Here is a 24128-nt window from a genome sequence, read left to right on the forward strand (position 1 = left end):
GGTCGTTCCCCGCCTCCGCCCATGCCGCCATCTCCGCTCACGGCCGGTCCCGCCGAAACTGGATGCGCTGCGTCTCGCTTTCGCCGAACGGGGCATAGGCGATGGTCACCTCGAGCGTCGTGTCGGCGGCTTCCACCTCCACTTCGCGCACATCGACGATGCCAGCGAGGTGCTGGGTCAGCGCGCCGTGAACGGCAACCTGCAAGGCGGCGGCAAGGGTTTCGTTCAGGCCCTCGAACAGCAGCTCGGTGATCGGAGTGCCGAGGTCGGGGCGCATCACCCGCTCGCCGGGGATGGTGAAGAGCAGCATCTCGATCAGTTCGGTGACGCGCCGTTCGACAGTGGGCACGGCACTGCGGCCGGTGGGAGCGGGGTTGAAGGGAAAGCCGAGCGTGGTCATTGGCCGATGACCCTCGTCTGGCAGGAGGCGATGACCGGCGGTCCGGCCGGGATCTGGTCCGCCGAGAGGCACAGATGAGGGCCCGGTGCGGTGAGGGCCGGCATCCCGTTTATGAGCACGCGAGCAGCGCTTGCCATCCATTGCGTGCGCACGCAGGGTTGCGGCTTGCCGCCGGGGGCGAAGGCGCAGCCGGCGAACATGCCCTGATCCGCCACCGTGGCGACGGGCATGCCCGACACCAGCACGCGGGCATTGGAGCTGATGATCATCATCTGCCCCATGGCGTGGGAGCAGGTGGCGACGGCGCCGACATGGAGCAGCGGACCCGGCATGGCGGCCTCACGTGACGGTCAGCGCGCCGCCATTCACGATGACGGACGGACCGACCATCGAGATGGAGGCACCCTTGCCGTTGCTGATGATGATGCCGGCTTCCCCGATCGTGATCATCGCGCCCGTCAGGGTCTTGATGAGCACGTTGGCGGCCGGATTGTCGGAGAGCATCAGCGTGACCTGCCCGACCGTCTGCATCACGATGTTGGGGGTTGCGGGCGTGCCGGCCATGGCGAGCGGCGGCATCTGTCCCGGCGCCTCGTAGAAGCCGCCGGACCAGATAGGGTAATCGGGGTCGCCGGCCTCGAACTCGATCCACACGCTGGCGCGGATCGGCGGGATGGTGACGAGCCCGCTCTGCAGCGCCGCCATCTGGAAGGCCGGCAGCGCCCAGGTCGAGGGGAAGGGGCCGAAGCGGTCGGCAAGCTGGACCTGGATCCGCCCGCGCGATTCCAGGTCCACATTATTGAGCACCGTGGCGCGGTACTTGCCGAAATATTGCGGTCCAGCCTTCATGTCGGCACCGTCGAGGTTTGAGAGACGAGGCCGTCGCGCGAGATCTGGAAGGACTGTTTCCAGTTGCCGCGCGACAGGGTGTTGGAGACGCTCTTCACGAACCACATGCCGTCATAGGCCCGTCCTGCGCCGCGCACGCCGACCAGCCCTCCGGCCTCCAGCGCGCGGCCATAGGCGGCGACGTTGATCGAGCCGGAACCGTTGACGGGATCGGTGCCGCCCCGCCCGGCGATGACATGCTTGAGCACGTCGCCGAGCCCGAAGCGGCCATTGGGGATCTGCCTTATCTTGGCCGGCACGAAGGGGCGGGCGGCGAGCGGCGGCTTCAGGATTCCGATGTCTGGAACCGGCACGGGGATTTCCGTGCCCACCACCGGAATGCGCAAGAAGGTGTAGGGCATGATGGCGTTGTTGGCGTCGAAGGACAGCGTCAACCCGTCGACATTGCTTGCGCGGTCGAAATCGACCGCGAGCGCGGGCTGTGGCGCGCCGACCCGGATCGGCGGGCCGAAATAGGCAAGGCTCGCCCCCGGAGACGGACCCGGCCGCACCGAGAATACATAGCCCGCGCTCTTCGCCTGCTGCTCGACATAGGCGAGGTCGGTGCCCTGATGGGTGTCCCAGCCGGAGGTCGGAATCTTGAGGTCGGAGGAGATCGGCGGAATCACCAGCGGCACCACGCCGAACACCGCATATTTGGCGAGGATGAGTGCAATCTGCGCCACCACGGGCATGGCGGGGTAGGGAATGCCTGTCAGCTCGATGAGGTCCATATACGCCGACAGATCTTCTCCGGTGACGGTGAGCTTGGCCGTGCCTGGCTCGGCGGCGGCAACGAGGTCCTGCCGCATGATCGGTCCGTCCGCCAGCACCTGTGGCAGGCCGTTGACCGTGGCGACGAGGATGACCCGGGTCAATGGGTCGAAATAGCCGCCGGGCAGCAGGTCGGTCGCGATCTCGGAGGTCTTCGAAAAGACGAAAGTAAGCTGGAAACCGGACTTGGCGCCGATCGCGCAGGTGGTTTGCGCGCTTTCCAGTGCCTCTATGACGCTGCGCCGGGCCGGCGCGGGCACGCCGGGGCCGATCTTCAGGGTGAGCGTGACCCCCTTAAGCGTCGCCATCGCCGCTCACCTCCTGAGGCAATGGCACCATGAGCCGCGTGCGGCTCTCCTGCGTGGCGTCGGGTGGCCAGAAAACGAGGTTGGCGTCGCAGATGCGCCAGTACTGCTCCGGATCGCCGTAATACTGGTCGCCGATCTCGTCGATGCGTCGTTCGCGATCATTGGCGTGGATCGCGAGCACGGCGAGATTTTCCGGGCGCGGCAGCAGGCGGCGTGCGCTGTAGGCGATCTCGCGCCCGTCCGGCGTGCGGTAGGTGAGGGTGGCGATGCCGAAATAGCGGCTGTTGGGGCTGTAGACGAGCGCCATCAGGGGAGTCCTCTCAAACCGAAGGCCGACAGCGTCGCGGGCTGGCGTTTGGCGATCTGTTCGCGGGTGGAGAGCGCAGCCATGGCCAGGCCGGCACCCCGCGTTCCGGGGGCCAGGTCGTCGACCGAGAGCACACGCAGGGTAAGGCCGATCTTTGCGCGGATCGGACTGAGATTGGCGTCGAAAGCTTCCTCCAGCACGCTCATGTCCTGCACCCGGACCGGCAGCACCCGGCGCGGGCCGAACACGAACAGCACGAGCGAAGAGGGCAGCGGAAGGATCTCTATGGTCCCGCTCGCCGCCAGCCGCTCCGCTGCCTGGATGTCGGCCGAGCGCGGGACGATGATCGTCTCGATGGCCGCAAGTTCAGGCTGTATGCCGTTCGCCACCGTGTCGGGATTGTTGCGCGGATGTTCGAGCTGGTCGGCCGCGTCGATCTCGGCGTCGAGCTTGATGGTCTCCACCGGCGGACCCTTGAGGCGGGTGGCCTCCAGCCGGTCGCCGCTATCGGTCGTGGTGCCGCGTGGGGTGAGGGTGCGCGACAGGGTGTCGGGATTGTATTGCAGGCTAATCACGCGCTGGACCGCGGTGCCCGCCGCATCCAGCAAAATGAGACCGGCGCGCAGCACCTGAACCGCCATCGCCTCAAGCCCCCAGCGCGCGTTTGGCGTCATTGGCGACGCGCTTGATCATGGGCACCGGGTCGAGGTTTTTCGGCTCGATGGAGATGTCGTCGAAGGAGGGCCACTTTACCCCCGTCTCGGTGGAATAGCCGAGCTTGGCGAGGGTGAGTTTCATTTGTTGGGCAGCATCGTAGCTGTATTTCTTCACTGAATAGTCGAAGTTTTTCTCCGCTGCCCCGCCGAGCGCCTCGATATGGGCGTAGAGCTTCACATCCATTTCGAGGGTCAGCCCGCCGTGAAGCTCCACCCGGCCCTCGAACGAGAAATTGCCGTTGGCATATTCAGCCACGATCGGAACCGCGGTGGTGAGCTTCACCAGGAAACCGGGCTCGATGCGGATGCCGCCATGCACCTTGGCCCCGATGCCGCCAAGCACCGCGATGCCAAGCCCAGCCTCGAGGATGCCGGCAAGGCCGATATGGCCGGGCACCTCGAAGGTGCTGGTGAATTTGAGGCGGGCGTTCTTGTCCTCCTCGAAGGGGTCGAACGAGCCTTCGATCACCGTATTGACGATCTGGCCCGGGCCGATGCCGTAGGTGAACTTCACGCCTGCCCCGAGATGGACCATCGGATCGGCGAGGCCGGGGAACGGTCCGGGAATGATGAAATCGAAATTGAGCTTGATGAGATCGCGCTCGGCACCCTTTCCCGGAAACAGAACCACCGGGCGCGTCAGCTCGATCTTGCCGAGCACGGTGATCTTGCCGTCCGGCGCGAGCTTGACGCCGATGGTCGGGCGGATGGATTCGTTGAAGCTGAACGCGATCTGTCCCTCGCCCGAGATCACATTCTCCGGGCTGACGTTGAGGATCAGGTAGCCTTCGAATTTCGAGGTCTTTACCCCCAGCTTGCCGGTGCCGGAGAACTTGCCCTCGCCTTCGCCCTTGCGGGTGTAGGTTACGTCGAGATCGCCGGAGAAGGTCGTGCCGGCGCGGACATATTTCACCGGCACCTTGGTGCTGCCGGTCAACGTCTCGCCGTCATACGTCACGTCGATCGACACCCGGTCGACCAGCTTGATCGGCTTCTCCCAGTCCAGAGTGCCGCTATAGACCATGCGGCCGCCCACATAATTGGCGCGGATCGAGAGGTCCTTGCCGGAGCCGACATCGAAGGTGATGCCGCCGCCGGCATAGAAGCGCGTCGCCTGCGCATTCGAGGTGAAGCCGAGCGTGACCTGCGCCTGCTTGGTGCGCGGAATGCGCGAAGTGCTGGCGGTGACTTCGCCGCGCCAGCCTTCCGACAGGCTGTAGCGCACCTTGCCCGAGGCGTTGTCGATGCCGGGAATGTTCTGGCCTTTGAGCGTGCCGGTGGCGACGAAATTCGTGCCTTCCAGTCCGGCTTCGGCCTCGCCAAGCAGATAGGGCTTGCCGGCCGGCCCGATCTCGAAGCCGAAATTGCCGGCCGGCTTGAAGATCGGTGCAAGGGCGATGCTGAGATCGGCGCGCGTGACGCGCAGCCCGTTGAAGGGCGGCTGGAAATTTTCCGGACCGAGATTGCCGACGAGGCCGAAACTGTCGCCGTCGAGCTTGACCGAAAGCGTCTTCAGGAAACGCAGCGAGGGCGTGATGGTGCCTTCCGCCACCAGCTGGTTCTTCTCGCCGATGCCGAATTTCGTGAATTTGCCGGGGCTGAGATAGGGGAAGACGAAATTGTAGTCCGATTTGTCCGGGAAGCTGAGCTTGCGCGCCGCCCGGGTGGTGGCCGCGGTTGCCGGCGCCGCCGCGGGGTCGTCCGGCGGGGGGAGTGTCCCGGCCGGTGCAGGAGCGCCGCTCGATTCCACCGCATTGATGGTGAGCATCTCGCCCGTCTTCGGCACCACGGCGGAGAGCCGGGCGGGATTGATCGCGGCGGAAATGGTCTCTGTCTTCGCGCCCGCAGCCGAGGTGCGGTTGTAGGTGAGTAGGTTGAGGGTGGGGATCAGCGCGCGGGCAAGGTCGTTGGAGCCATTATTGGCAATCTCGGTCTTGCCCTTGCCGATATGGATGGTCGCCGCGGAGCCACCCGCCTGCAGATCGGTCTCCACCCCCTCCATCTTCGTGGTGGGTGATCCTTTCAGGCTGCCGCCCTTCAGCAGTTCCTCGATACGGCGCAGCCCGTCCTTGGCGCCCGTGTCGGGATAGACGATTTCGCCGAAGCTGATGCGGATGGTCTTGATGCTGGGATCGGCCACCGCAGCGAGCACCGCATTCGCCGTTTCCACGATCTTGGTGTTGAGCGCGGAACCCGCCTTCTGGTTCTCCGCGGCATTGAGAAGCTGCATGTTCTCGGCGATCGACTGGCCCTGCACCTGTTTCTCGACCATGTGGTCGACATTGGCGTCGGTCGCCGAACTGCCGGTGCCCGTCAGATAGCCGAGTGCAAAGCGGGCCGCGACCTTGTCGATATGGGCGCCATAGGTCGCCTCCGCCTTGCCGGCATCGGTAAGGCGCCACTGCTGCAGCTTCTTGCCAAGGCTCCTCAGGTCGGCATAGCCGTATCTGGAGAGCCATGCGCCCGTATAGAAGCCGGTATCGAAACCCGTTTCCTTGACCAGCTTGCCCACCTTGCTGGCCGTGGCGGGTGCGACGTAGACGAGGCTCTTCTCCTGTCCGCGCTTCTTTGTCAGCGCGTTGATGCTGTCCGCCGGCCCCTTAGGATTGTCCGAGGCGAAGGTCGCGATCTCGACGGCGAGCTGGCGGTCCTTCTCGCTGGACTGACCCAGCGCCGCGGAGGTGACGTTGGGGATGGCCGCGAGTTTTGCGAGCAGTTCCGGGCTGTTCACCACCGGGCCGGGATCTGTGGGGCCTGCGCCGCCTTCCTCGATGCGGGAGAGGTGCGGCACGGACAATTGGGTGAGGGCGGGAAGGGAGCGCCCGGTGGTCACCGCATCCGCTGCGCGGTTGGCTTCGTGCTCCAGCGTCGGACGATCTCCGCTTTCGAAGCCGTCCAGCGCCCGGCGCTGCAGGCCGGCCTGCTGCACGGTGTGGGCCAGCTCATGCGCCAGCAGATGCCGGCCGGCTGGCGTCTCCGGCTGGTAGCGGCCGGTGCCGAACACGATGTGATCGCCCACCGCATAGGCGGCGGCATGGACGCTGCGGGCGGAATCGTGGGCGCGAGCGTCGTCATGGATCCGCACGGTGGAAAAGTCGCGCCCGAAGCGGTTCTCCATGTCCGAGCGCACGTCCGGCGCCAGCGCGTTGCCTCCGCTCGCCAGTGTCGGCTGCACGTGGTCGAGCGGGCCCAAAGTGCCGGTGGCGCTGCGCTGGAGGAAGGGCACGTGACCCTCGCCGCGCGGGCTGACACGAAGCCCGTCGCTGCGGGCGCGCTCGGCTACGGCGTGACCGGCGACGGCATGGCGCGCGCTCATCGCGATCCTCCCTTTTCCGGAGTGCCGATCTCGCCGGCCTTGCCGATCTGGTCGACGATGGCACGAGCCAGCGCAGCGCCCGCCTGTTCGATCCGCGCCGGAGCGGGCAATGCGCCGCCATCGCGGCGCATGCGGGCAAGGTTGCCACTGTCGCGTGCCGCGGTTGCGATCTCCGGCGCAAGGCGGGCGATCTCCCGCTCCATCGCGTCCACCAGCCGGCGCGCATCGCGGCTGCCGAGGCCGGTGACCGCGACCTTGTCGATGACGAGGTGGATGCGGGGCGGCGCGCTCATGCAAAGCCCCCGATTTCCAGTTCCGCGACCGGGCGCTCCAGTTTGCGGAACTCGCTCCGCAGAGCGGCCGCCACATGCCGCCGCCCGATCACCTCGCCGTCCTCCGCGGCCAGGAAGGCGGCGTTCAGCGCGACATTGCGTATTGCCCCGCCGGTGAGCGCAAAGCGCGCCATATCCTCCACGGCCAACCCGTCCATCGGCGCGGCGGCGGGAAAGGCGCGGCGCCACAATTCGACACGCTCGGCGTGGTCCGGCGGGGGGAAATCAAGCACGAAGCGGAACCGGCGCAGAAACGCTTCGTCGATCGCGGATTTGAGGTTGGTGGTGAGGATGGCGACACCGCGAAACGCCTCCAGCCGCTGCAGCAGATAGCCGGTTTCGGCGTTGGCGTAGCGATCATTGGCTTCGGCGCCGGGACTGCGGCGGCCGAGCAGTCCATCGACCTCGTTCACCACCAGCATGGCACCGCCGCGTTCCAGCTCGTCGAACAGCCGGCCGACCTGCTTGGGCGTCTCGCCCACCCATTTCGACTGGAGCTGGCTGAAATCGGCTACCACCATAGGTAGCGCGAGTGCTTCGGCGACGACCTCTGCGGCGAGCGTCTTGCCGGTTCCGCTCGGGCCGGCGAACAGCGCGATCATGCCATGCCCGCGGGTGCCGCCGAGCCGGTCGAAACCCCAGTCGCCGAATACCGTTGCCGCGTGCCGCACCTGCCGCACCAGCGACATCAGGTCTTCGCGCAGGGGTTCCGGCACCACGAGGTCCGCGAAGGAGGCGCGTGGTTCGACGATGCGGGCGAGCGCGCCGGGCTCGGGCCAGGCGGCCCTTGCCGCAGCGGACCAGAACAGCCGACCCGCTTCCGCCGTGCTCGACGCGCGCTCCACTGCCTCGCGCACCGAAATGGCGGCGCGCGCAATGGCGGGGGCATCAAGGTCGAACTGCGCGGCGGCACGCTCGACGGAGCCGTTGAGCTTCGTTGCCGCGCCGGGACCCAGCGCCTCCTTCCACCGCGCCACCGCCTCCTGTCGTGGAAAGCCGCGCGTCGCGAGGCGGTGGGTCGGGCGGCGCAGGCCGGACGGCGCGCGATCCCCGGCAAGGACCGCCGGCACCGGCAGGCCGTCGAGAAAGGCGGCGAGGGTTTCCTGCTGATGAAAGTCGGCCGGCGTCTCCGCGATCAGCGCGAGCGGGTGCAGGGCGCAGTCCCGGGTGACGAGGCGCTGCAGGTCGAGAATGGCTTCCGAGCGCGCCGCGAGGCGCGCGGGCTCGATGCGGAACGGGCGCAGGCCGAGTGCGGCGAGCGCCGTGGCGATGCGCGGCAGGCCGAGCCGCCAGGGTGCAACTAGAACGGGCGGATCTGCAGCGAGATTCATTATGCCGAGTCCATCGGCCATCCCTTCGAGCTCGGCGGCTTCCGGTGCCTCCGGTGTCGGAACCGGAAGCAGAACCGGCTCCAGCACCTCGTCGAGCACGACCAGTCCCGCCATGGCATCGGTCACCGGCTCAGTGAGACGAAAGCGCGTGGCCGCGAGCGTCGCCCGGTTCTCGGCGCGCAGGATGCGCCAGCGCCGCAGGCTGCCTGCATGGGAGAAGGCACCGGCCTCGGCTGCGCCGAGCGCGGCCTCGAACAGCCAGACCGGAATGCCCGGCGCGGCATCCTCGGGCGTCACCGCCGCAGTCAAGCGGGTTAGGTCGATCTCATGCTCGACCGCGAAGGCAAGACGGATCACGCCGGTTTCGAACGGTGTCAGTCCGAAAGCGTCCGCCAGCCGGATAAGGGCGGCAGGAGGCTCGGCGCCGGCGCGTTCTCGCAGTGCGGCGAGGAGGAGGGGGTCCATCAGAGCACCACCTGCGGTTGGAGGCCCTGCGCCCCCGGCGAAGGCTCGCTGATGACGCCGTCGATCGAGACGCGCAGCAGATAGCTGCCGCGCGGTACCTGCTCGACGGTGAAGGCCGGAGTTGCGAAGCTGTCCGGCACTCCCGCTCCGGCTGCGGGCGGCACGAACAGGCTGGTTATTTCGTCCCCGCTGGTAGCGTGGGTGAGGTGCAGCACGACCTGCTGGCCGCGTTCTGCCGCGGGCGACAGCGTGACGCCCACCGTGCCGGAGACGCGTGTCGGATCCGCCGGCAGGGGCACGACGTCGACCAGCGGCGCGGAGGCCTGCGGCCGCACTAGGACCGACACGCTGCTGGCGCCGATCTTGATGACCCGGCCATTGACGCTCGCACTGCGCGAGATCTCGATGAGATGCGGGCCGGTCGTAGTCGTGTCCGGCAGGCGCAGCACGGGTTCGCCGGGACGGCTCGCCGCGGCGTCGAAGGTGAGCGGCGTGCCGTCGAGGCGCGCCGCCAGACCGTCGCCGAACAGGCCGACGCCTTCGACCAGCAGGCTCGCACCGGGCACGATGGAGACACGCCTGCCATTCGCGACCGCTGTGATGCGCTCGATGGACAGACGCGAAAGCGGGACGAGGGAGAGGCCTGCGTCACTCACCGGCGGCGCTTCCAGGCTTGCGCGCTCGTCCTCCAGGAAGACGGTGGTGACCAGATAACCGGCCGAGGGCCGGTAAGGTGCCTGCGTCGCCGTCCAGATCTTGGTCATGGCGTCGATGTCCAGCGATTGCTGGGTGACGGTGACCTGCTCGACCTGATCGGCCAGCGCTTCGCCGGCAAGAATCTTGCGTTTGGGGTTGGCGTCGCTTGCCAGCTTGCCGAGCGCGAAGCGGATGAGCGGGCGGGGCACGATGGCGGCCTGATGCAGCGCGTGCATCGCTACGCCGAGGCCGAATTCGCGATCGATGTCGGTGCCGTGGGCGCTGAGCAGATAATGCAGATCGAGCACCAGCGGATTGCTGTTGCGGCGCCGGCCGCGGGAATCGCGCACCGGCTCGCACGCATTGCGCCAGGCCGGATTGGGGGTAACGTGGTGGAGGAACAGGTTGACGCCGGTCGGCTCGACCACGGTGCCGCCCGCGGCTGGTGGCGGGGCCGGGCGCGGTGGTGGGCCGAGCGTGGCACCGAAGGACGGGAAGCTCAACGCCTGTGCTGCCCGCACCACCGCATCTTCGATGATGAAGCGCAGGATCTCGCTGGTCGCGGCGATCGCGAGCGCGGCGGTCATGAGCCGCCTCCGGAGCGCCGGGCCAGATAATCCGCCAATGGCGGCGCTGCATGCTCGCGCCGCTGCTCCAGTGCCGGACGGATAGGGGCGACGGGCTCGGGTCGGGTCAGGCGGATGTCGAGCACGCCGATTGAGATGGTGATCTCGGGCGCGGCCTCCGCCGGAGTGGAGATGGTGTACTGTTCTGTCGGAGCACTGGCACGGCGGGGTTCGACAACGAAACGGGGCGGCCACGGCGCATCCTCATGCGGCGTTTCCCGGCCCGCCGGCGGAGATGGCTGCGGGGCTGTCTCCAGCGCGTCGAAGGTGTGGTCGTCAGGACGCGGCTTTCCGGTCTGCCGGGGCGGCGGCGGGGAGGGCGGTGCATCCGGCTGCGCTTCCGCCCGTGCCGGGCGCTCCCGGACGGTCGGCACCTCCATCCGCTCGATCCGGTGCAGATGGCGTTCCACCACATGCTCGGTGGTCGTCTCGCGGCGCTCCACCTGCACGATGCGCTCGACCGGGTGCTCCAGATCCGGCGCGGGCGGTGTCACCGGCGTCGGCTGCGGGGCGCGCTGCGGCGCAGGCTCCGTGGCGTTCTCCATCGGGAGCGACGCGGACGAACGGGCCATCGGCTGCATGGCGGGGGAGGGTGGAGACGGCGAAACCTCGTTCTCCGCCTCGATCTCGCCGAACCCGCCTTCGCCGCGATCTTCGGCCTCGAAACGGAAGCGTGGGCGCGGGCGCAGTTCCGGTGTCGCGCCCCGCGCCTGCGCCACCAGCCGCTCCAGATAGCCGCTCATGCCCTTGCCCGCTCCACATAGCGCCGGCGTCGGGATTCCGGCATGGCGAGCACGTCCTGTTCGCGCCATCCATAGGCGCGGGCCAGGTGATGGACGTCCTCCTCCAGTCGCGCCACGGCCGTCGCGATCTCGCGCCAGAGCAGACCGGCGAGATCGAGAGCCGGCGTCATGGCCGTACCGCAGGTCGGGCAAGCGGCATCCAGCACGATGGAGCCCAGCGGGTCGGCCTCCTCGAAGGCCGCGGAAACGAGGGCCTGTAGCGCGGGATCGTCGCCGCGCGCGCGGCCGCGCGGCTCGATGAGGCAGGCCTCGATCAGCGCCGGCAGCGGGTCGCGGCGCCGGGCGGCGGCCTCGATCTCCCCCATGGTCGGCAGACGAAACGCCAGCAGGACGCCCTCATGCTCGATCTCCACCCGATCCGGCGAGAGCGCGGCTTCGAAAGCGCGGCTGTCGAGCTCGAATTCCGCGCATTCGCCGCAGCCGGGGCAATCGGCGACGCAGGGCATCTGAGTGCCGAACAGGCGCCGGCGCAGAGCGAGCAGGCGTCGGGTACGCGTACCGGGCGTCTCGTCCGTCACGCTTGCGTCAGGACTGTCGAAGGTGAGCAGGGCATGGGTGCGTGCGACCGGGCGGGCCGTCGCCGCGGCGTCGAACAGATCGACCAGCTGCTTGGGTTCGAAGCGGGGCATTCCTCGGGTCTCCGCGGCTTGCCTCGCGCGAGCCGGAGCCGGCGCAGGCTTTCGGCTGTCAGGCGTGAATGGGGGCGCCTTCAGCTCTTGGGCGGTTCGTCGAAGGTCGGCTCTGCTTCGACCTGCAGGTCGTAGTCACGTTCCCAGCCTTCGTTCTCGAGCTTCATCTTGGCGATCGCGATGGCGTTCGCATTCGCGTCGAGATCGGGCATGGGCTGATATTCGCTGACCCAGCAGCGATAGATATTGTAACGGATCACCGGCTGCCCGGCTTCGTTCAGCAAGTCGAGCTGGATGTTCTTGCGGAAATCCGCGAGCGAGGACTCCGCCCCGAGGCCGGCATTGAGGTTCCAGACCTTGTTGGCCCAGCGCTCGAATTCCTCGTCCGTGGAAAGCCCGCGTTCCAACGTGATCGCATCGTATTCGGTGCGTCCCGGCGTCTTGCGGCTGCTGTTGGAATCGCCGCCTTCGCGGTGCTTCACCACTTCGGTGGTACGCTTGAGCGTGGAAACCTTGGAAACCGCGGCGACCACCTTATTGTCCCACCGGACGACGAACTTGAAGTTCTTGTAAGGGTCGAAACGGTGCGGATTGTTCTTGAACAGCGCCATCGGTCCGGCCCCCTTCTAGCGCTGCGCCTGACCGGCGAGCTGTTGCAGCGTGACGAAGACGAACTCGGTCGGCTTGAGTGGGGCGAAGCCGATGACGACATTTACCGTGCCGAGATTGATGTCGGCCTGCGTCGTGGTCTCGGCATCGCACTTCACCAGATAGGCGTCGCGTGCAGAGCGGCCCTGGAACGCGTTCTGCCGGAACATGCCCTGCATGAAAGCGCCGACATTCATGCGGATCTGGCCCCAGAGCGGCTCGTCATTCGGCTCGAAGGTTACCCAGGTGAGCCCACGGCGCAGACTCTCCAGGATGTAGAGCGCGGTGCGGCGCACGGGGATGTATTTCCACTCGCTCGCCTCGTCGTCCGAACCGGCGAGCGTGCGCGCGCCGAAGGCGACCGAGCCATAGACCGGGAACTTGCGGAAGCAGTTCACCCCCGCCGGATTGAGCAGGCCGTGCTCGTCGTCGTTCATGATCACCGCTGGCGCGTAGACGCCCGAAATGGCGGTGTCGATCCCGGCAGGCGCCTTCCACACCCCGCGATTGGCATCCGTGCGGGCGATGACGCCGGCCATGGCGCCTGAGGGAGGAAAGGCGCGAAGCATGCCCGGATTGAGCGGATCGGCCAGCTTCAGCCGTGGGAAATAGGCCGCAGCATGCGTGGTGCGTACGCTGAAGCCGGTGGTCTTCCATGCCTGAGCCTGGAACACGTCCTTCACATTGGGCGGCGTGTCGATCAGCAGGAAGGCGCGCCTGTCTTCGCACACCGCGCGCGCGGCGTCATAGATCGAGGCGTAGTCGGAATAGAACGCCTCGTCCGGGCTGGAAGCCTTCGCGCGCACGGCATCCGGGATGCAGACGAGGTTGAAGATGTCGACCTTCCGCAACTCTTCGATGCCGGCGAGCATGGAGGCCTGTGTCGGCGGCCCGCTGCCATCGGTGCCGGGTGCGATGCCTGCGTCGTCGGTCTGGGAAAGGCCTGCCTGATATTTCCGTCCGAGCCGGTAGCGCGAGACATTCCGGGCCGGCGTGTCGAGCTGATAGAGCGTCAGCAGCTTGTCGCCGGCGGCCGGTTTGCTGCCCTCGCTCAGCGAGATGATGCCGTCGGGTGCCGGATGTTCGACGATGCGGCCATTGGCGGCGGTGGTCTGGAAGGTGAGCACCTTGGTGCGCAGCCGGAGCACCTGTCCGAACGGGGCGCCGAAATCCAGAACCTGCGCCTCGATGGCGACGCCGGTGTTGAGCTGAGACAGCTTCTGGTTCACCACCTGCTCGATCGCCTTGCCGAGGCCGAGATGGGTACGGGGGATTTCGTCGTTCTGCTTGAACAGGTCGAGTTCGGTTTCGCCGAGCAGGTCCACGGACGAGCCGTCGGGCAGTATCTTCTGCAATTGGACCTTGATCGAATAGTCCTCGGCCGCTTTCTTGCTGGTGGAGGCGAAGAAGTCCGGCGCCTGCTTGATCTTCAGTACCGTGCCGGTGGTGAGCGGCGCCTCGACATTTGCGGCGAAATCGACGGAGACGAGGTTCGAGCCGAGATCGGGATCGTTCACGATCGCCTTGCCGTAGCGCAGGCTTGAAGCGTCGGTCGAAAGGTCCGAGAAGCTCTCGCGAACTCCGGTTGCACCATGGGTGGCGGTGAGCGTGAAGGTCTTCGCGGTGACGGCATCCGCACCGGTGGTGGAGGGCGGCGCCTCGATGTCGAGGAAGATGTCGTTGCCCGAGACGCCGGAACTCAGCGCAGTGACGGCGAGCGCGGCGGCGGTACTGTTCTTCGCGCTGGTCTTGGAAAAGGCGGCCCCCTCGCGCGGCACCCGCACGATCACCGCCTCGCCGCCGCCGTTCTGGAAGAAGTGCAGCACGCCGTAGGACAGTTCGCTGTCGGAGGCGAGGCCGCCATGGCTGCGTTCGAAGTCGGGGAAACTGAAGATGCGGATCGGCCGGTCATCGATGCCGTTGCGGGTCGGGCCGACAAAGGCGGTGACCGCGGTCGGCACGCCGGCGATGGATCTGACGCCGCTTGAAATCTCGCGCGTATATACGCCCGGATAGGTTCCGCGGAGCATGCCGTCCCCCTCTCACACGGCTCCATCTGCGCGGTGACGAGGTCACGCCGACATGGCGCAGCTGCCTCCGGTTTCAGCCGGAGCACGACGTCGGGCGAGACGGAGATCGATTGTCTGGCGATAGGCTCGAAAATCGAGATACGCACAATGACAGCATGACGGGAAAGTTCTTCCGCAAACTGTCTACTTCAGAAAGCCTGAAAAAAGGCTTGCTGCCAGGAAAATTACTTATGTTCAACTGCCCACACAGTGAACGTTCAGATGTGAGCATAAAATTAACGGGCTGTAAACCCTCAAATCCTGATTGAACTTGCTGCGCAAGGTTGGAATCCCGTCGTGTGGACCATATTCCAGCCGATTGCTATGGCCCGCCTGCCGGGGCTCGACAGCGCTAAAGGCCTCCTTGTGACGCGCTTGTCAGGTCGGGCGAGGCATGGCGCGCGTTCCGCTGGCGATCACTTCTTCCGCGGTGCGCACGCCGCTCTCATAGGCGCCGTGAGCGGTCGAGAAGTCGGTCGGGTGTGTCGCTTCGCCAGCGAAGAACAGGCGGTCTTCGAACGGGCGAGCCAGAGCGAGGCGGGCGGCGGCATGGCCGGGCAAGGCGTGGCTGTAACCGCCGCCAATACTCGCCGTCCCTGCCCAGTCGGAAGCGATCAGAGGGCGCAACTGGCGGCGGATATCTTCTCCGAACAGAGCGGCGAGTTCGTCGACCGCATGGGCGATAGCCGCGTCGCGGCCGCGCTCCTGCACCGCGCGCGCGCCGGCACCGCCGAGAAAGCACTCGATCACCGGGCGGCCCAGCGGACGAATGTAATAGGCGCCCGTCGCCGGGTCGCGCGGATTGCCCAGTACGTGGCTTTCCGGGGCGAACGCGCCGTCTTCGGTGATGTGGAAGAACAGCTTCTCATTCGTGCCGAGCGGCAGCCGGCCGGCGGCGTCCCGCCAGGGGTCGAGCGCCGGCGGCAGGCGTAGGCCGCTTCCGGCCAGCACATGGGTCGAAACCGTGAGGATCGCCTGGCGGGTGCGCAAGGTACCGGCGGTGGTTTCCAGCGTGACCCCGGGTCCGTGGAGGCCGATGGCCTCGACCGTGATGCCGGGTCGCAGATTCGTTTCCCGCGGCAGGCAATCCGCAACCAGCGTTCCATAGCCGGCGGGAAGGCGCCAATTCATGTAGGTCGAGGCAGTATCATACGCAGCGTAATCGCGGGCGGAAATCCGCTCCAGCTCATCCCCGCTGATATAGCCGCTCAGCGCCTGCAGATAGGCATTCCAGGGGCCCGAAGGCGGCAGCAGGTCGGACGCGCAGTCGCTCGCCGGGGGTTGGGTCGCGATCTGCTCGCTCCACGCGTCGAAGGCGGCATGCGCCTCCTCCTGCTCCGCGGCGGAGAAGCCGAGATCGCGATATTGCCGGTCCCACGCCGTCGGCCGCCGGTCGACCGTGAAGCCGCGGGCCTCGGCGATCCGTGTCCACGGATTGCGGTCGCCGGAATGCAGCCAGCCGCAGCCGAGATCGAGCGGCTGCCCAGCCGCTTCAGAGGTCCAGGCTCGGCCGCCGATACGGGGCAAGGCCTCGATCATCAGCGGCGTGAACCCCTCGCGGACCAGGCGCATGGCGGCGCCGATGCCTGCCGCCCCGGCTCCGATGATGACGATGTCGAATACGTCACTCATGCTGCATCACCCATGCTGCCGTCTGCTCCTCGTCGCCAGGCGCGGGCAGGGCGCCAGCATAATGCGGGAGAATGGGTGAATTGGTTGTTGTCGATGGCATGCAATGATGCTCATGCTTCATGAATGCAACGCGAAGACCTCGTCGACCTCAATGCCTTCCTGACCGTCGCCGAGGAAGCGAGCTTCACCCGCGCGGCGGCGAAGCTCGGCACCTCGCAATCGGCGCTGAGCCACACGATCCGCCGCCTCGAAACGCGGCTGGGGGTGAGGCTGCTCACGCGCACCACGCGCAGCGTCGCGCCGACGCAGGCGGGCGAGCGCTTGCTGGCCACGCTTCGTCCGGCGCTGGAAAGCATCGGCGACGAACTCGCCTCGCTGGGCGAGCTGCGCGAGAAACCGGCGGGCGTCATCCGCATCACGGCGTCGGAGCATGCCGCCTGCTCGGTGCTCTGGCCGGCGCTGGAACGGATACTGCCCAACTACCCGGACATTCATGTCGAGCTGGACCTCAATTCCGGCTTCACCGATATCGTGGCAGAGCGTTTCGATGCCGGAGTACGGCTCGGGGAGGCGTTGGCGAAGGACATGATCGCGGTGCGCATCGGGCCGGAGCTGCGCATGGCGGTGGTCGGCGCGCCGGCTTATTTCGCCGATCGCGCACACCCGCTCACCCCGCACGACCTTTCTCAGCATCGCTGCATCAATATGCGCCTGCGTAGTTCGGGCGGCTTCTATGCGTGGGAGCTGGAGAAGGATGGCCACGCGCTGCGGGTCCGCGTCGAGGGGCAGGTAGCGTTCAACAGCGTCGAGATGATCGTGACGGCCGCGTTGTCCGGTGCCGGACTCGGCTTCGTCATGGAGAACATGGTTACGGAGCATCTGGCGGACGGGCGTCTTGTCCGCGTGCTGGACGACTGGTGTCCGTCTTTCGCTGGCTACCATCTCTATTATCCAAGCCGCCGCCAGCCTTCGGCGGCCTTTACAGTGCTGGTCGAGGCGTTGCGCTTTCGCGGCTGACGAGCCTCAGTCCGCTCTGAAATGCCGAATGACGGGGGGCGTTTCCGTCGCTGCCACCGCCAGCGCCGCGATGAGGGGACCGGTGCTGATGTCGATGAGATCGAACGCGGTGCCGCCCCATGCCAGCCCGCTCGGAATGGAGCCTCGCCAAGGCCCATCCTGTTCGAACGGCACGATGATCCGGTCGGGCGGGATGGTCAGGCCTTCGCCGGAAAGCTTGAGCACGGCTTCCTTGCGGGTCCAGCCGCGCAGGAAGAGGATTTGCCGTTCATCCTCCGGCAGGGTGAGGACCCAAGCCGCCTCTTCGGCCGTGAAGATCAACCCGATCATGCCGAGCAGGTCGTCAAGCGTTGCGCGGCCCTCGGCGTCGATGCCGATGCGGTTCCTCCTCGTCACCGCAAGCAGTGCGGCGGAGGTGCAATGGGTGAGGTTGAAGGCGAGAGGAATGTTCGTAGCAAGACCCGGCTTGCCATGGTCGCCAACCACCAGCGGGACCGCGGATGGGGCCCGATCGAGATAGCCGGCCAGCACGCGCCGCATGAAGCTGCGGCAATGGATGAAGCGGCGGCGATCCTTTTCGAAATGGAAGCGGCCGGCCCGGGTGCGCTCCGTCGCATCAAGCGTCGCATCGTCGGGCGGCGACAGGTCGTCGAGGCCCAGGGTCCAGACATGGACCTCGTCGCTCGTCAGGTCTGCGGGCGTGGAGCGGGTGGCGCAGGGAAACGTCATGCCGGAACGATAGCGCGCCGCCCATCCGGCGTTAAGGCCGTCGCGGGAATGGGGGACCGGCAGGGGCCGGTCCCGCTTCCTCGCTGTCAGGCGAGCTCGAACGTGATGTCCTGCTGGCCTTCGAGCAGGGTCTTGCGGCCGAGCGCGTAGATGTTCTCCAGCCCCTCGGTGAGGGTCAGGAAATGGTTGCCCGAAAGCGCGCCGGCCTTCGAGGCGAAGGCGACATTGCCATAGGCGAGGAGCAGCTCCGTCTCGGATACGCCGCCCGGATAGAGCACGACCTGCCCCGGCGAGGGGTAGCAGGTGTTGTTCTCGAAACTGACCCCGAAATCGAGGTCGCCGAGAGGCACCCACACGCCTTCGCCGCTCCAGCGCACGTGGATGATCTTGCTCACGAACGGCATGCGCGCGCGGAAGGCGGCGACGGTCTTCGGCGCGGCCTTCTCCTCGAAATGGCCGAAGAAGGTATAGGGGCCGGCCGTCACTTTCACGCGGGTCATTGTGCAGTCTCCGATCAGAGGGTCAGATGGCGAAATGGTCGATGAAGTCGGCGAGCACGCGCACGCCGGCCTCGATGTCATCCGGCGCGGCATATTCGGCCGGGTTGTGGCTGATGCCGCCGCGGCAACGCACGAACAGCATGGCGAAGGGAATGCGTCCTGCGAAAGCCATGGCGTCGTGCCCGGCGCCACTCGGCATGCGTCGCTCCGGCAGGCCCAGGCGGGCCATGGAAGCGGCAAGCCGCTGCTGCAACCCGTCGTCGCACTGCGCCGCCGGTGCTTCATAGCCGATCTCGACGCTGGCGGAGACGCCGCGTGCGGCGGCGATCACCAGGATCTCCCGACCAATGGCCGCAACGGCCTCGGCGCGTACGGCATCGTCCGGCGCCCTCACGTCCAGCGTGAACGACACCCGGCCGGGAACGGTGTTCGGCGCGGCGTGGTTGATGTCCAGCCGGCCGACCGTCGCGACGAGGTCGGGCGCCGAGCGGCCGAGCCGCTCCACGGCCAGCATCATCTCGGCACTGGCGGCGAGAGCGTCGCGGCGGATGGGCATGGGCACGGTTCCCGCATGGCCGCTCTCGCCGGTGACGGTGACGCGGCCGCGATTGGCGCCGTTGATGGCGGTGACCACGGCGAGGGGCAGGTCTTCCCGTTCGAGGACCGGCCCCTGCTCGATGTGCAGCTCTACATAGCCGAGCGTTGTTGCCGGATCGCGCGCCTCGGATGCGATGGCGGTCGGGTCGCAACCGAAGGCGATCAACGCCTCGCGGCGGGAAATGCCTTCGCCATCGCGCTCCTCCAGAATGGCCGGATCGAACCGCCCGGCCAGAGCCCGCGAGCCGCCCAGTGCGCTGGCAAAGCGCACGCCTTCCTCGTCGCCGAACGCCACCACCTCGATGGCGAAAGGCAGGTGGCGCCCGGCGTCATGGAGGCGGCGCACCACTTCGATCGCAGCGACGACGCCGAGATTGCCGTCGAACCGTCCGGCATTGGCCACCGTGTCGATATGCGAGGCGAGGATGAGCGTCCTCGCCTCCGGCATGGTTCCCGCGTAGCGGCCCACGACATTGCCAGTGGAATCGAGCCGGACATCCATGCCCGCATGCTGCATCCAGTCAGCGACGCAGGTTGTGGCACGACGATGGGCCGGACCGAGATAGAGCCGGGTCAATCCGACGGGCGTGTCGCTGATGGCGGCGAGGGCATCGAGTCGCTGGTCGACGGTCAGCCCGTCGCCGTTGATATGGCTATCGGCGCGCGTCGTCATTTCGCCGAGGCCCACTGCACCAGTGCATGACGCTCCTCGGGGGTGATCTCCGAGATATTGTTCGGCGGCATGGCGTTGGTCTCTCCCGCATAGAGCACGATGCGCGGCTTCCAGAGCGCGATATGCTCCGGCGTGTCCAGCAGCACGCCCTTCGGCGCGACGTTTATCCCCGGCCAGGCCGGTGTTTCCGCGTGGCACATGGCGCAGCGGCCCTGCACGATGGCGACGACATCCTCCGGCGCCTGCGGGGCGCCTTCGAGGGCCGCGCTCTCGGGCAGGGTATCGAGGCCAAGCTGCTCGCGGGCCGCCGGGGCGGTGAGTGCGGAGATGACGATGGCGGCGGCGACGCACACGGCGGCAACGCCCCATGTCCACCACGGATCGCCCTTGCCGGCGTGCCGGACATTGTAGAACACCCGCACCAGAGCGCCGGCGACCAACACCAGTCCGACGATCACGAAGGCGTAGGGCGAGGTGTAGACCAGCGCGAAGTGGTTGGACAGCATCAGGAACAGGACGGGCAAGGTCAGGTAGTTGTTGTGGGTCGAACGGGTCTTGGCCTGCTTGCCATAGGCCGGGTTGGGCACCCGCCCGGCGATCAGCTCCGCCACCACCTTGCGCTGATTGGGGATGATGTTGAGAAAGACGTTGCCCACCATCATCGTGCCCATAAGCGCGCCGGTGTGAATCATCGCGCCGCGGCCGGAAAACACCTGCTGGTAGAACCAGGCCATGAAGACGACGAAGGCGAAGCCCACGGCGGCGAGGGCCATTTCGTGTTTCGCCAGAGGCGAGCGCACCAGCCCGTCATAGACCAGCCAGCCGACGATCAGCGAGCCGATGCCGATGCCGGTCGCCTGCAGGGGGGTGAGCGCGCGTACCGCGGGGTCGACCAGATAGAGGTCGGCACCGAGATAATAGATCCAGCCCAGCAGGAAGATGCCGGACAGCCACGTGCTGTAGGCCTGCCATTTGTGCCAGATCAGGTGATCCGGCATCTGCGCCGGCGCAACCAGATATTTGCGCACCTGATAGAAGCCGCCGCCATGCACCTCCCAGGCCTCGCCGCCCTTGCCGGCGGGGATCTCCGGTATGCTGCGCAGCGCGGCATCCAGATGCATGAAATAGAAGGACGAGCCGATCCACGCGATGCCGGCCGTGATGTGCGTCCAGCGCGTGATCAGGGACACCCATTCGATGACGACGCTTTCCATGGCCGAACCTCCCTCGATCGTTCATGGCAGGAATAGCCCAATGCCGGCTTCCCGATAGCGCCGGAAAGCGATGAGCACTTTCAAGCAATTTCAGAAAATCGGCTCCGCTCCCTTGAATAGGGCGCAGGCCCGTTTTCGTTCGCGCCCCGGCTCTGCCGGACGACAGACAAGCAAGGCGAGGGCCGCGCGCGATGAGAAAGACTTTCCGCGATCGGTTGAAAACGCCGCGCGGCTCAGGCGCTATGATCCCGGACGGTACAATGCGAAGTGGATTCCGCCCCATGGGACGACTTACGACACATGTTCTCGACACCACGCGCGGCACGCCTGCCGCCGGGGTGAGGATCGAGCTCCAGCGCGCAGCCGGTGACGGCTTCTCGACCCTCGTCGAGGCATGCACCAATGCCGACGGGCGCTGCGACGCACCGCTGCTGGCGGGCGACGACATGCAGCCGGGTTCCTATCAGTTGCTGTTCCACGTCGGTGCCTATTTCCGGGCAGGGCAGGGGGAGGGCGCCTCGCCCTTCCTCGACATCGTGCCGATCCGCTTCGCTATTTCCGATGCGGGCGGCCACTATCACGTCCCCCTCGTGGTGACGCCCTGGAGCTATTCGACCTATCGCGGGAGCTGAACCGATGACCAATGACGCTTATCCGCACGGTTCCGCCTATCCGCGCGACATGCTCGGCTATGGCCGTACCCCGCCCTTTGCCGATTGGCCGGGCGGCGCCCGCGTCGCGGTACAGTTCGTGATCAATTACGAGGAGGGCGGCGAGAACAATATCCTGCACGGTGATGCCGCCTCCGAGGCCTTCCTCTCCGAGATCGTGGGCGCCGCGCCCTGGCCGGGCGAGCGTCACATGAACATGGAGTCGATCTACGAATACGGTTCCCGCGCCGGCTTCTGGCGGCTGCATCGCATGTTCACCGAACGCGACATGCCGGTCACCGTCTATGGCGTCGCCACCGCCATGCTGCGCAATCCGGAAGCCGTGGCGGCGATGAAGGAGGCGGGGTGGGAGATCGCCACCCACGGGCTGAAGTGGATCGACTACCGCTCGATTCCTGCCGAGACCGAGGCCGCCCACATCGCGGAGGCGGTGCGGATCCATGCCGAGGTCGCCGGGGAACGTCCGCTCGGGCTCTATCAGGGCCGCTCCTCGATCAACACGCTCCGTCTCGGCATGGAGGAGGGCGGCTTCCTCTATCTCGCCGACGCCTATGCCGACGACCTGCCCTATTGGCTGGAGGGCCCGCGCGGGCCGCAGCTCGTCGTTCCCTATACGCTCGACGCCAACGACATGCGTTTTGCGACCCCGCAGGGCTTCAATTCCGGCGACCAGTTCTTCGCCTATCTGAAGGACAGCTTCGACACGCTGTATGCCGAGGGCGGCGTCGCTCCGAAGATGCTCTCCGTCGGACTGCATTGCCGGCTTGTCGGCCGGCCGGGGCGGGCGGCGGCGCTGGCCCGGTTTCTTGATTATGTCCGCTCGCACGACAAGGTGTGGGTCCCGACCCGCCTCGATATCGCGCGCCACTGGATCCGCCGACACCCCCCGGCGAGCGGATGGAAGCCGAATGCCCTTACCCGGACGTTATTCGTTGAGCGCTTCGGCGGCGTTTATGAGCATTCGTCCTGGATCGCCGAGGCGGCTTTTGATGCCGGCCTCACGGCAAGTGCCGACAGCGCCGAAGGTCTCGCCAGCGCGATGGCGGCCGCGGTTGCGCGGGGCGCCGCCCAGCAGAAGCGCGCGCTGATCCTCGCCCACCCCGATCTCGCTGGCCGCCTGGCGCTGGCGGGCGAGCTGACCGCGGAATCGACCGGCGAGCAGGCTGGCGCCGGACTCGACCGGCTCTCCCCGGATGAGCTTTCCCGCTTCACCACACTGAACCATGCCTATCGGAACCGGTTCGGATTCCCCTTCATCATGGCGGTGAAAGGCAAGACCAAAGCCGACATCCTCGCCGCCTTCGAGCGTCGGCTGGAGAACGACGCGATCACCGAGGAAGCGACGGCGCTGGCCGAGATCGACCGCATCGTCCTGCTGCGGCTACGCGACATCCTCGCCTGAACGGCCGGCACCGGAAACAGAAAAGCCGCCATCCGGCCGGATGGCGGCTTTTTCGTTCAGGAGGCGGCAGGCTCAGTTGAGAGGGCGGGCCGGCTTCATCGGGCGGCCGGCGACATAGGTCTGGGCGATGGAGCGGTCGTCGCCGAGGATCTGCAACAGGAACAGTTCCTCCGACAGCGTCTCGAGGCGCTCGGCACGCAGCGCCATGTCCGGCGTGGCGCTGGAATCGAGCACCACGAGGTCGGCATCGCAGCCGGGACGGATCGAGCCGATCCGGTCCTCCATGCTGAGCGCCACGGCATTGCCGCGGGTCGCCCAGTGGAGGGCGGCGAGCGGCGTGAGCTGCTGGCCGCGAAGCTGGAGGACCTTGTAGCCTTCGTTCAAGGTCTGAAGCTGCGAATAGCTGGTGCCCCCGCCGACATCGGTCGCGATGCCCGAAACGATCCCCGCCGCACGCAGCCCGTCGGCGTCGAACAGGCCGGAGCCGAGGAACAGGTTGGAGGTCGGGCAGAAGATCGCCCGTGTCCCGGTCTCGGCCATGCGCGCGATCTCACGCTCGCGCAGATGGATGCAGTGCCCCATGAGGGTATGTTGCCCGAGCAGGCCGTAATGCTCATAGACATCGAGATAATCACGCGCCTTCGGATAGAGTTGGAGCGTGTAATCGATCTCGGCGAGGTTCTCGCTGAGGTGGCTCTGCACGTGCATCGAGGGATATTCGCTGGCGAGCGCGCCGGCGGCTTCCATCTGCTCGGGCGTGGAAGTGATGGCAAAGCGCGGGGTGATGGCGAAGCGCAGTCGGCCATTGCCATGCCAGCGGGAGATGAGCGCCTTTGAATCGTCATAGCCGGATTGCGCGGTGTCCAGCACGCCTTCCGGCGCGTTGCGGTCCATCATCACCTTGCCGGCGATCAGCGACATGCCGCGTACATCCGCCGCCTCGAAAAGCGCCTGGGTGCTGCCGCGATGAGACGACGAGAAGGCGCAGGCCGTGGTCGTGCCGTGCGCGACGAGTTGGTCCAGAAAGGCGCCGGCCATGCGGGTGGCATGGTCGATGTCGGCATAGCGCGCTTCTTCGGGGAAAGTGTAGCGGTTCAGCCAGTCCAGCAACTGGGTACCCCAGCTTGCGATCACCTGGACCTGCGGAAAGTGGATGTGCGGGTCGATGAAGCCCGGCACGATGAGGTGCGGGCGGTGGTCGATCTCGATCGCGCCTTTGATGATGTCCTGCCGGCGCAGCTCATCATGGCTGCCGACGGCCTCAATGATGCCGTCGGCGACGAGGATCGCGCCGTCCTCGATATAGCGGTGGTTGTCCTCGGTCTCAGCCGGATCGGCGTGGAAGGTGAGGATGCGGCCGCGCAAAAGGGTTCGGGTCATGTCGC

Annotated in this window: 23 protein-coding genes; 3 read left to right on the plus strand and 20 right to left on the minus strand. The window is 66.8% G+C overall.

Annotated elements, in window-relative coordinates:
- Positions 1–37 precede the first annotated feature (37 nt).
- From MWN34_RS00335 to MWN34_RS00405, 15 genes are all read right to left on the minus strand, one after another.
- Positions 38–400 carry a GPW/gp25 family protein gene (locus tag MWN34_RS00335; protein ID WP_247025640.1) on the minus strand — a complete coding sequence of 121 codons (363 nt, stop codon included), beginning with the start codon at positions 398–400 and terminating at the stop codon, positions 38–40.
- Positions 397–732 (minus strand): PAAR-like protein, encoded by a 336-nt coding sequence (locus tag MWN34_RS00340; RefSeq protein ID WP_247025641.1) that lies wholly within the window; start codon positions 730–732, stop codon positions 397–399. Before MWN34_RS00340 ends, MWN34_RS00335 begins: the two co-directional genes overlap by 4 nt.
- 7 nt (positions 733–739) lie before the next feature.
- Positions 740–1249, minus strand: a complete 510-nt coding sequence (locus tag MWN34_RS00345; RefSeq protein WP_247025642.1) for a phage baseplate assembly protein V — start codon at positions 1247–1249, stop codon at positions 740–742.
- A complete protein-coding gene (locus tag MWN34_RS00350) occupies positions 1246–2370 on the minus strand; it encodes a hypothetical protein (RefSeq protein ID WP_247025643.1) in 1125 nt (374 codons plus the stop codon). Before MWN34_RS00350 ends, MWN34_RS00345 begins: the two co-directional genes overlap by 4 nt.
- A complete protein-coding gene (locus MWN34_RS00355) occupies positions 2357–2677 on the minus strand; it encodes a hypothetical protein (protein WP_247025644.1) in 321 nt (106 codons plus the stop codon). The genes MWN34_RS00350 and MWN34_RS00355 overlap by 14 nt, the downstream gene beginning before the upstream one ends.
- The gene (locus tag MWN34_RS00360; protein WP_247025645.1) at positions 2677–3351 is read right to left on the minus strand and encodes a hypothetical protein; all 675 of its coding nucleotides are present in this window, start codon (positions 3349–3351) and stop codon (positions 2677–2679) included. Before MWN34_RS00360 ends, MWN34_RS00355 begins: the two co-directional genes overlap by 1 nt.
- Positions 3323–6709 (minus strand): eCIS core domain-containing protein, encoded by a 3387-nt coding sequence (locus MWN34_RS00365; protein ID WP_247025646.1) that lies wholly within the window; start codon positions 6707–6709, stop codon positions 3323–3325. The genes MWN34_RS00360 and MWN34_RS00365 overlap by 29 nt, the downstream gene beginning before the upstream one ends.
- Positions 6706–7002 (minus strand): hypothetical protein, encoded by a 297-nt coding sequence (locus MWN34_RS00370; RefSeq protein ID WP_247025647.1) that lies wholly within the window; start codon positions 7000–7002, stop codon positions 6706–6708. Before MWN34_RS00370 ends, MWN34_RS00365 begins: the two co-directional genes overlap by 4 nt.
- Positions 6999–8837 carry an ATP-binding protein gene (locus tag MWN34_RS00375; protein ID WP_247025648.1) on the minus strand — a complete coding sequence of 613 codons (1839 nt, stop codon included), beginning with the start codon at positions 8835–8837 and terminating at the stop codon, positions 6999–7001. The genes MWN34_RS00370 and MWN34_RS00375 overlap by 4 nt, the downstream gene beginning before the upstream one ends.
- Positions 8837–10120: a Pvc16 family protein gene (locus MWN34_RS00380; RefSeq protein ID WP_247025649.1), complete on the minus strand. Its 1284-nt coding sequence runs from the start codon at positions 10118–10120 to the stop codon at positions 8837–8839. Before MWN34_RS00380 ends, MWN34_RS00375 begins: the two co-directional genes overlap by 1 nt.
- Positions 10117–10902 (minus strand): hypothetical protein, encoded by a 786-nt coding sequence (locus tag MWN34_RS00385; protein WP_247025650.1) that lies wholly within the window; start codon positions 10900–10902, stop codon positions 10117–10119. Before MWN34_RS00385 ends, MWN34_RS00380 begins: the two co-directional genes overlap by 4 nt.
- Entirely contained in the window at positions 10899–11591 is a 693-nt protein-coding gene (locus MWN34_RS00390; RefSeq protein WP_247025651.1) for a hypothetical protein, read from the minus strand. The genes MWN34_RS00385 and MWN34_RS00390 overlap by 4 nt, the downstream gene beginning before the upstream one ends.
- An 80-nt stretch (positions 11592–11671) precedes the next feature.
- Complete coding sequence (locus tag MWN34_RS00395; RefSeq protein WP_247025652.1) at positions 11672–12202, minus strand: phage tail protein; 531 nt, start codon at positions 12200–12202, stop codon at positions 11672–11674.
- Positions 12203–12217: 15 nt separating this feature from the next.
- On the minus strand, positions 12218–14269 hold the full coding sequence (locus MWN34_RS00400; protein ID WP_247025653.1) for a phage tail sheath family protein: 2052 nt from the start codon (positions 14267–14269) through the stop codon (positions 12218–12220).
- Positions 14270–14686: 417 nt separating this feature from the next.
- The gene (locus MWN34_RS00405) at positions 14687–15940 is read right to left on the minus strand and encodes a flavin monoamine oxidase family protein (protein WP_247025654.1); all 1254 of its coding nucleotides are present in this window, start codon (positions 15938–15940) and stop codon (positions 14687–14689) included.
- A 123-nt stretch (positions 15941–16063) separates the two neighbouring features.
- On the opposite strand from MWN34_RS00405, the gene MWN34_RS00410 reads away from it, so the two are divergent.
- Complete coding sequence (locus MWN34_RS00410) at positions 16064–16957, plus strand: LysR family transcriptional regulator (protein ID WP_247025655.1); 894 nt, start codon at positions 16064–16066, stop codon at positions 16955–16957.
- A 6-nt stretch (positions 16958–16963) separates the two neighbouring features.
- Here the strand turns inward: MWN34_RS00410 and MWN34_RS00415 are convergent, their stop codons facing one another.
- From MWN34_RS00415 to MWN34_RS00430, 4 genes are all read right to left on the minus strand, one after another.
- Positions 16964–17686, minus strand: a complete 723-nt coding sequence (locus MWN34_RS00415; protein WP_247025656.1) for a 4'-phosphopantetheinyl transferase family protein — start codon at positions 17684–17686, stop codon at positions 16964–16966.
- Between the two features lie 86 nt (positions 17687–17772).
- On the minus strand, positions 17773–18186 hold the full coding sequence (locus MWN34_RS00420) for a DUF3830 family protein (RefSeq protein ID WP_247025657.1): 414 nt from the start codon (positions 18184–18186) through the stop codon (positions 17773–17775).
- Positions 18187–18208: 22 nt separating this feature from the next.
- Positions 18209–19456: an allantoate amidohydrolase gene (locus tag MWN34_RS00425; protein WP_247025658.1), complete on the minus strand. Its 1248-nt coding sequence runs from the start codon at positions 19454–19456 to the stop codon at positions 18209–18211.
- Positions 19453–20670, minus strand: a complete 1218-nt coding sequence (locus tag MWN34_RS00430) for a urate hydroxylase PuuD (protein WP_247025659.1) — start codon at positions 20668–20670, stop codon at positions 19453–19455. The genes MWN34_RS00425 and MWN34_RS00430 overlap by 4 nt, the downstream gene beginning before the upstream one ends.
- 281 nt (positions 20671–20951) lie before the next feature.
- On the opposite strand from MWN34_RS00430, the gene uraH reads away from it, so the two are divergent.
- Positions 20952–21302 carry a hydroxyisourate hydrolase gene (gene uraH / locus MWN34_RS00435; RefSeq protein WP_247025660.1) on the plus strand — a complete coding sequence of 117 codons (351 nt, stop codon included), beginning with the start codon at positions 20952–20954 and terminating at the stop codon, positions 21300–21302.
- A 4-nt stretch (positions 21303–21306) separates the two neighbouring features.
- Positions 21307–22743: an allantoinase PuuE gene (puuE, locus tag MWN34_RS00440; protein ID WP_247025661.1), complete on the plus strand. Its 1437-nt coding sequence runs from the start codon at positions 21307–21309 to the stop codon at positions 22741–22743.
- Between the two features lie 72 nt (positions 22744–22815).
- On the opposite strand, the gene guaD is transcribed toward puuE, so the two are convergent.
- Complete coding sequence (gene guaD, locus MWN34_RS00445) at positions 22816–24123, minus strand: guanine deaminase (RefSeq protein WP_247025662.1); 1308 nt, start codon at positions 24121–24123, stop codon at positions 22816–22818.
- Positions 24124–24128: the final 5 nt, after the last annotated feature.

The organism is Ancylobacter crimeensis (genome assembly GCF_023016805.1).
In the GTDB taxonomy this organism is placed as follows: Bacteria; Pseudomonadota; Alphaproteobacteria; order Rhizobiales; family Xanthobacteraceae; genus Ancylobacter; species Ancylobacter crimeensis.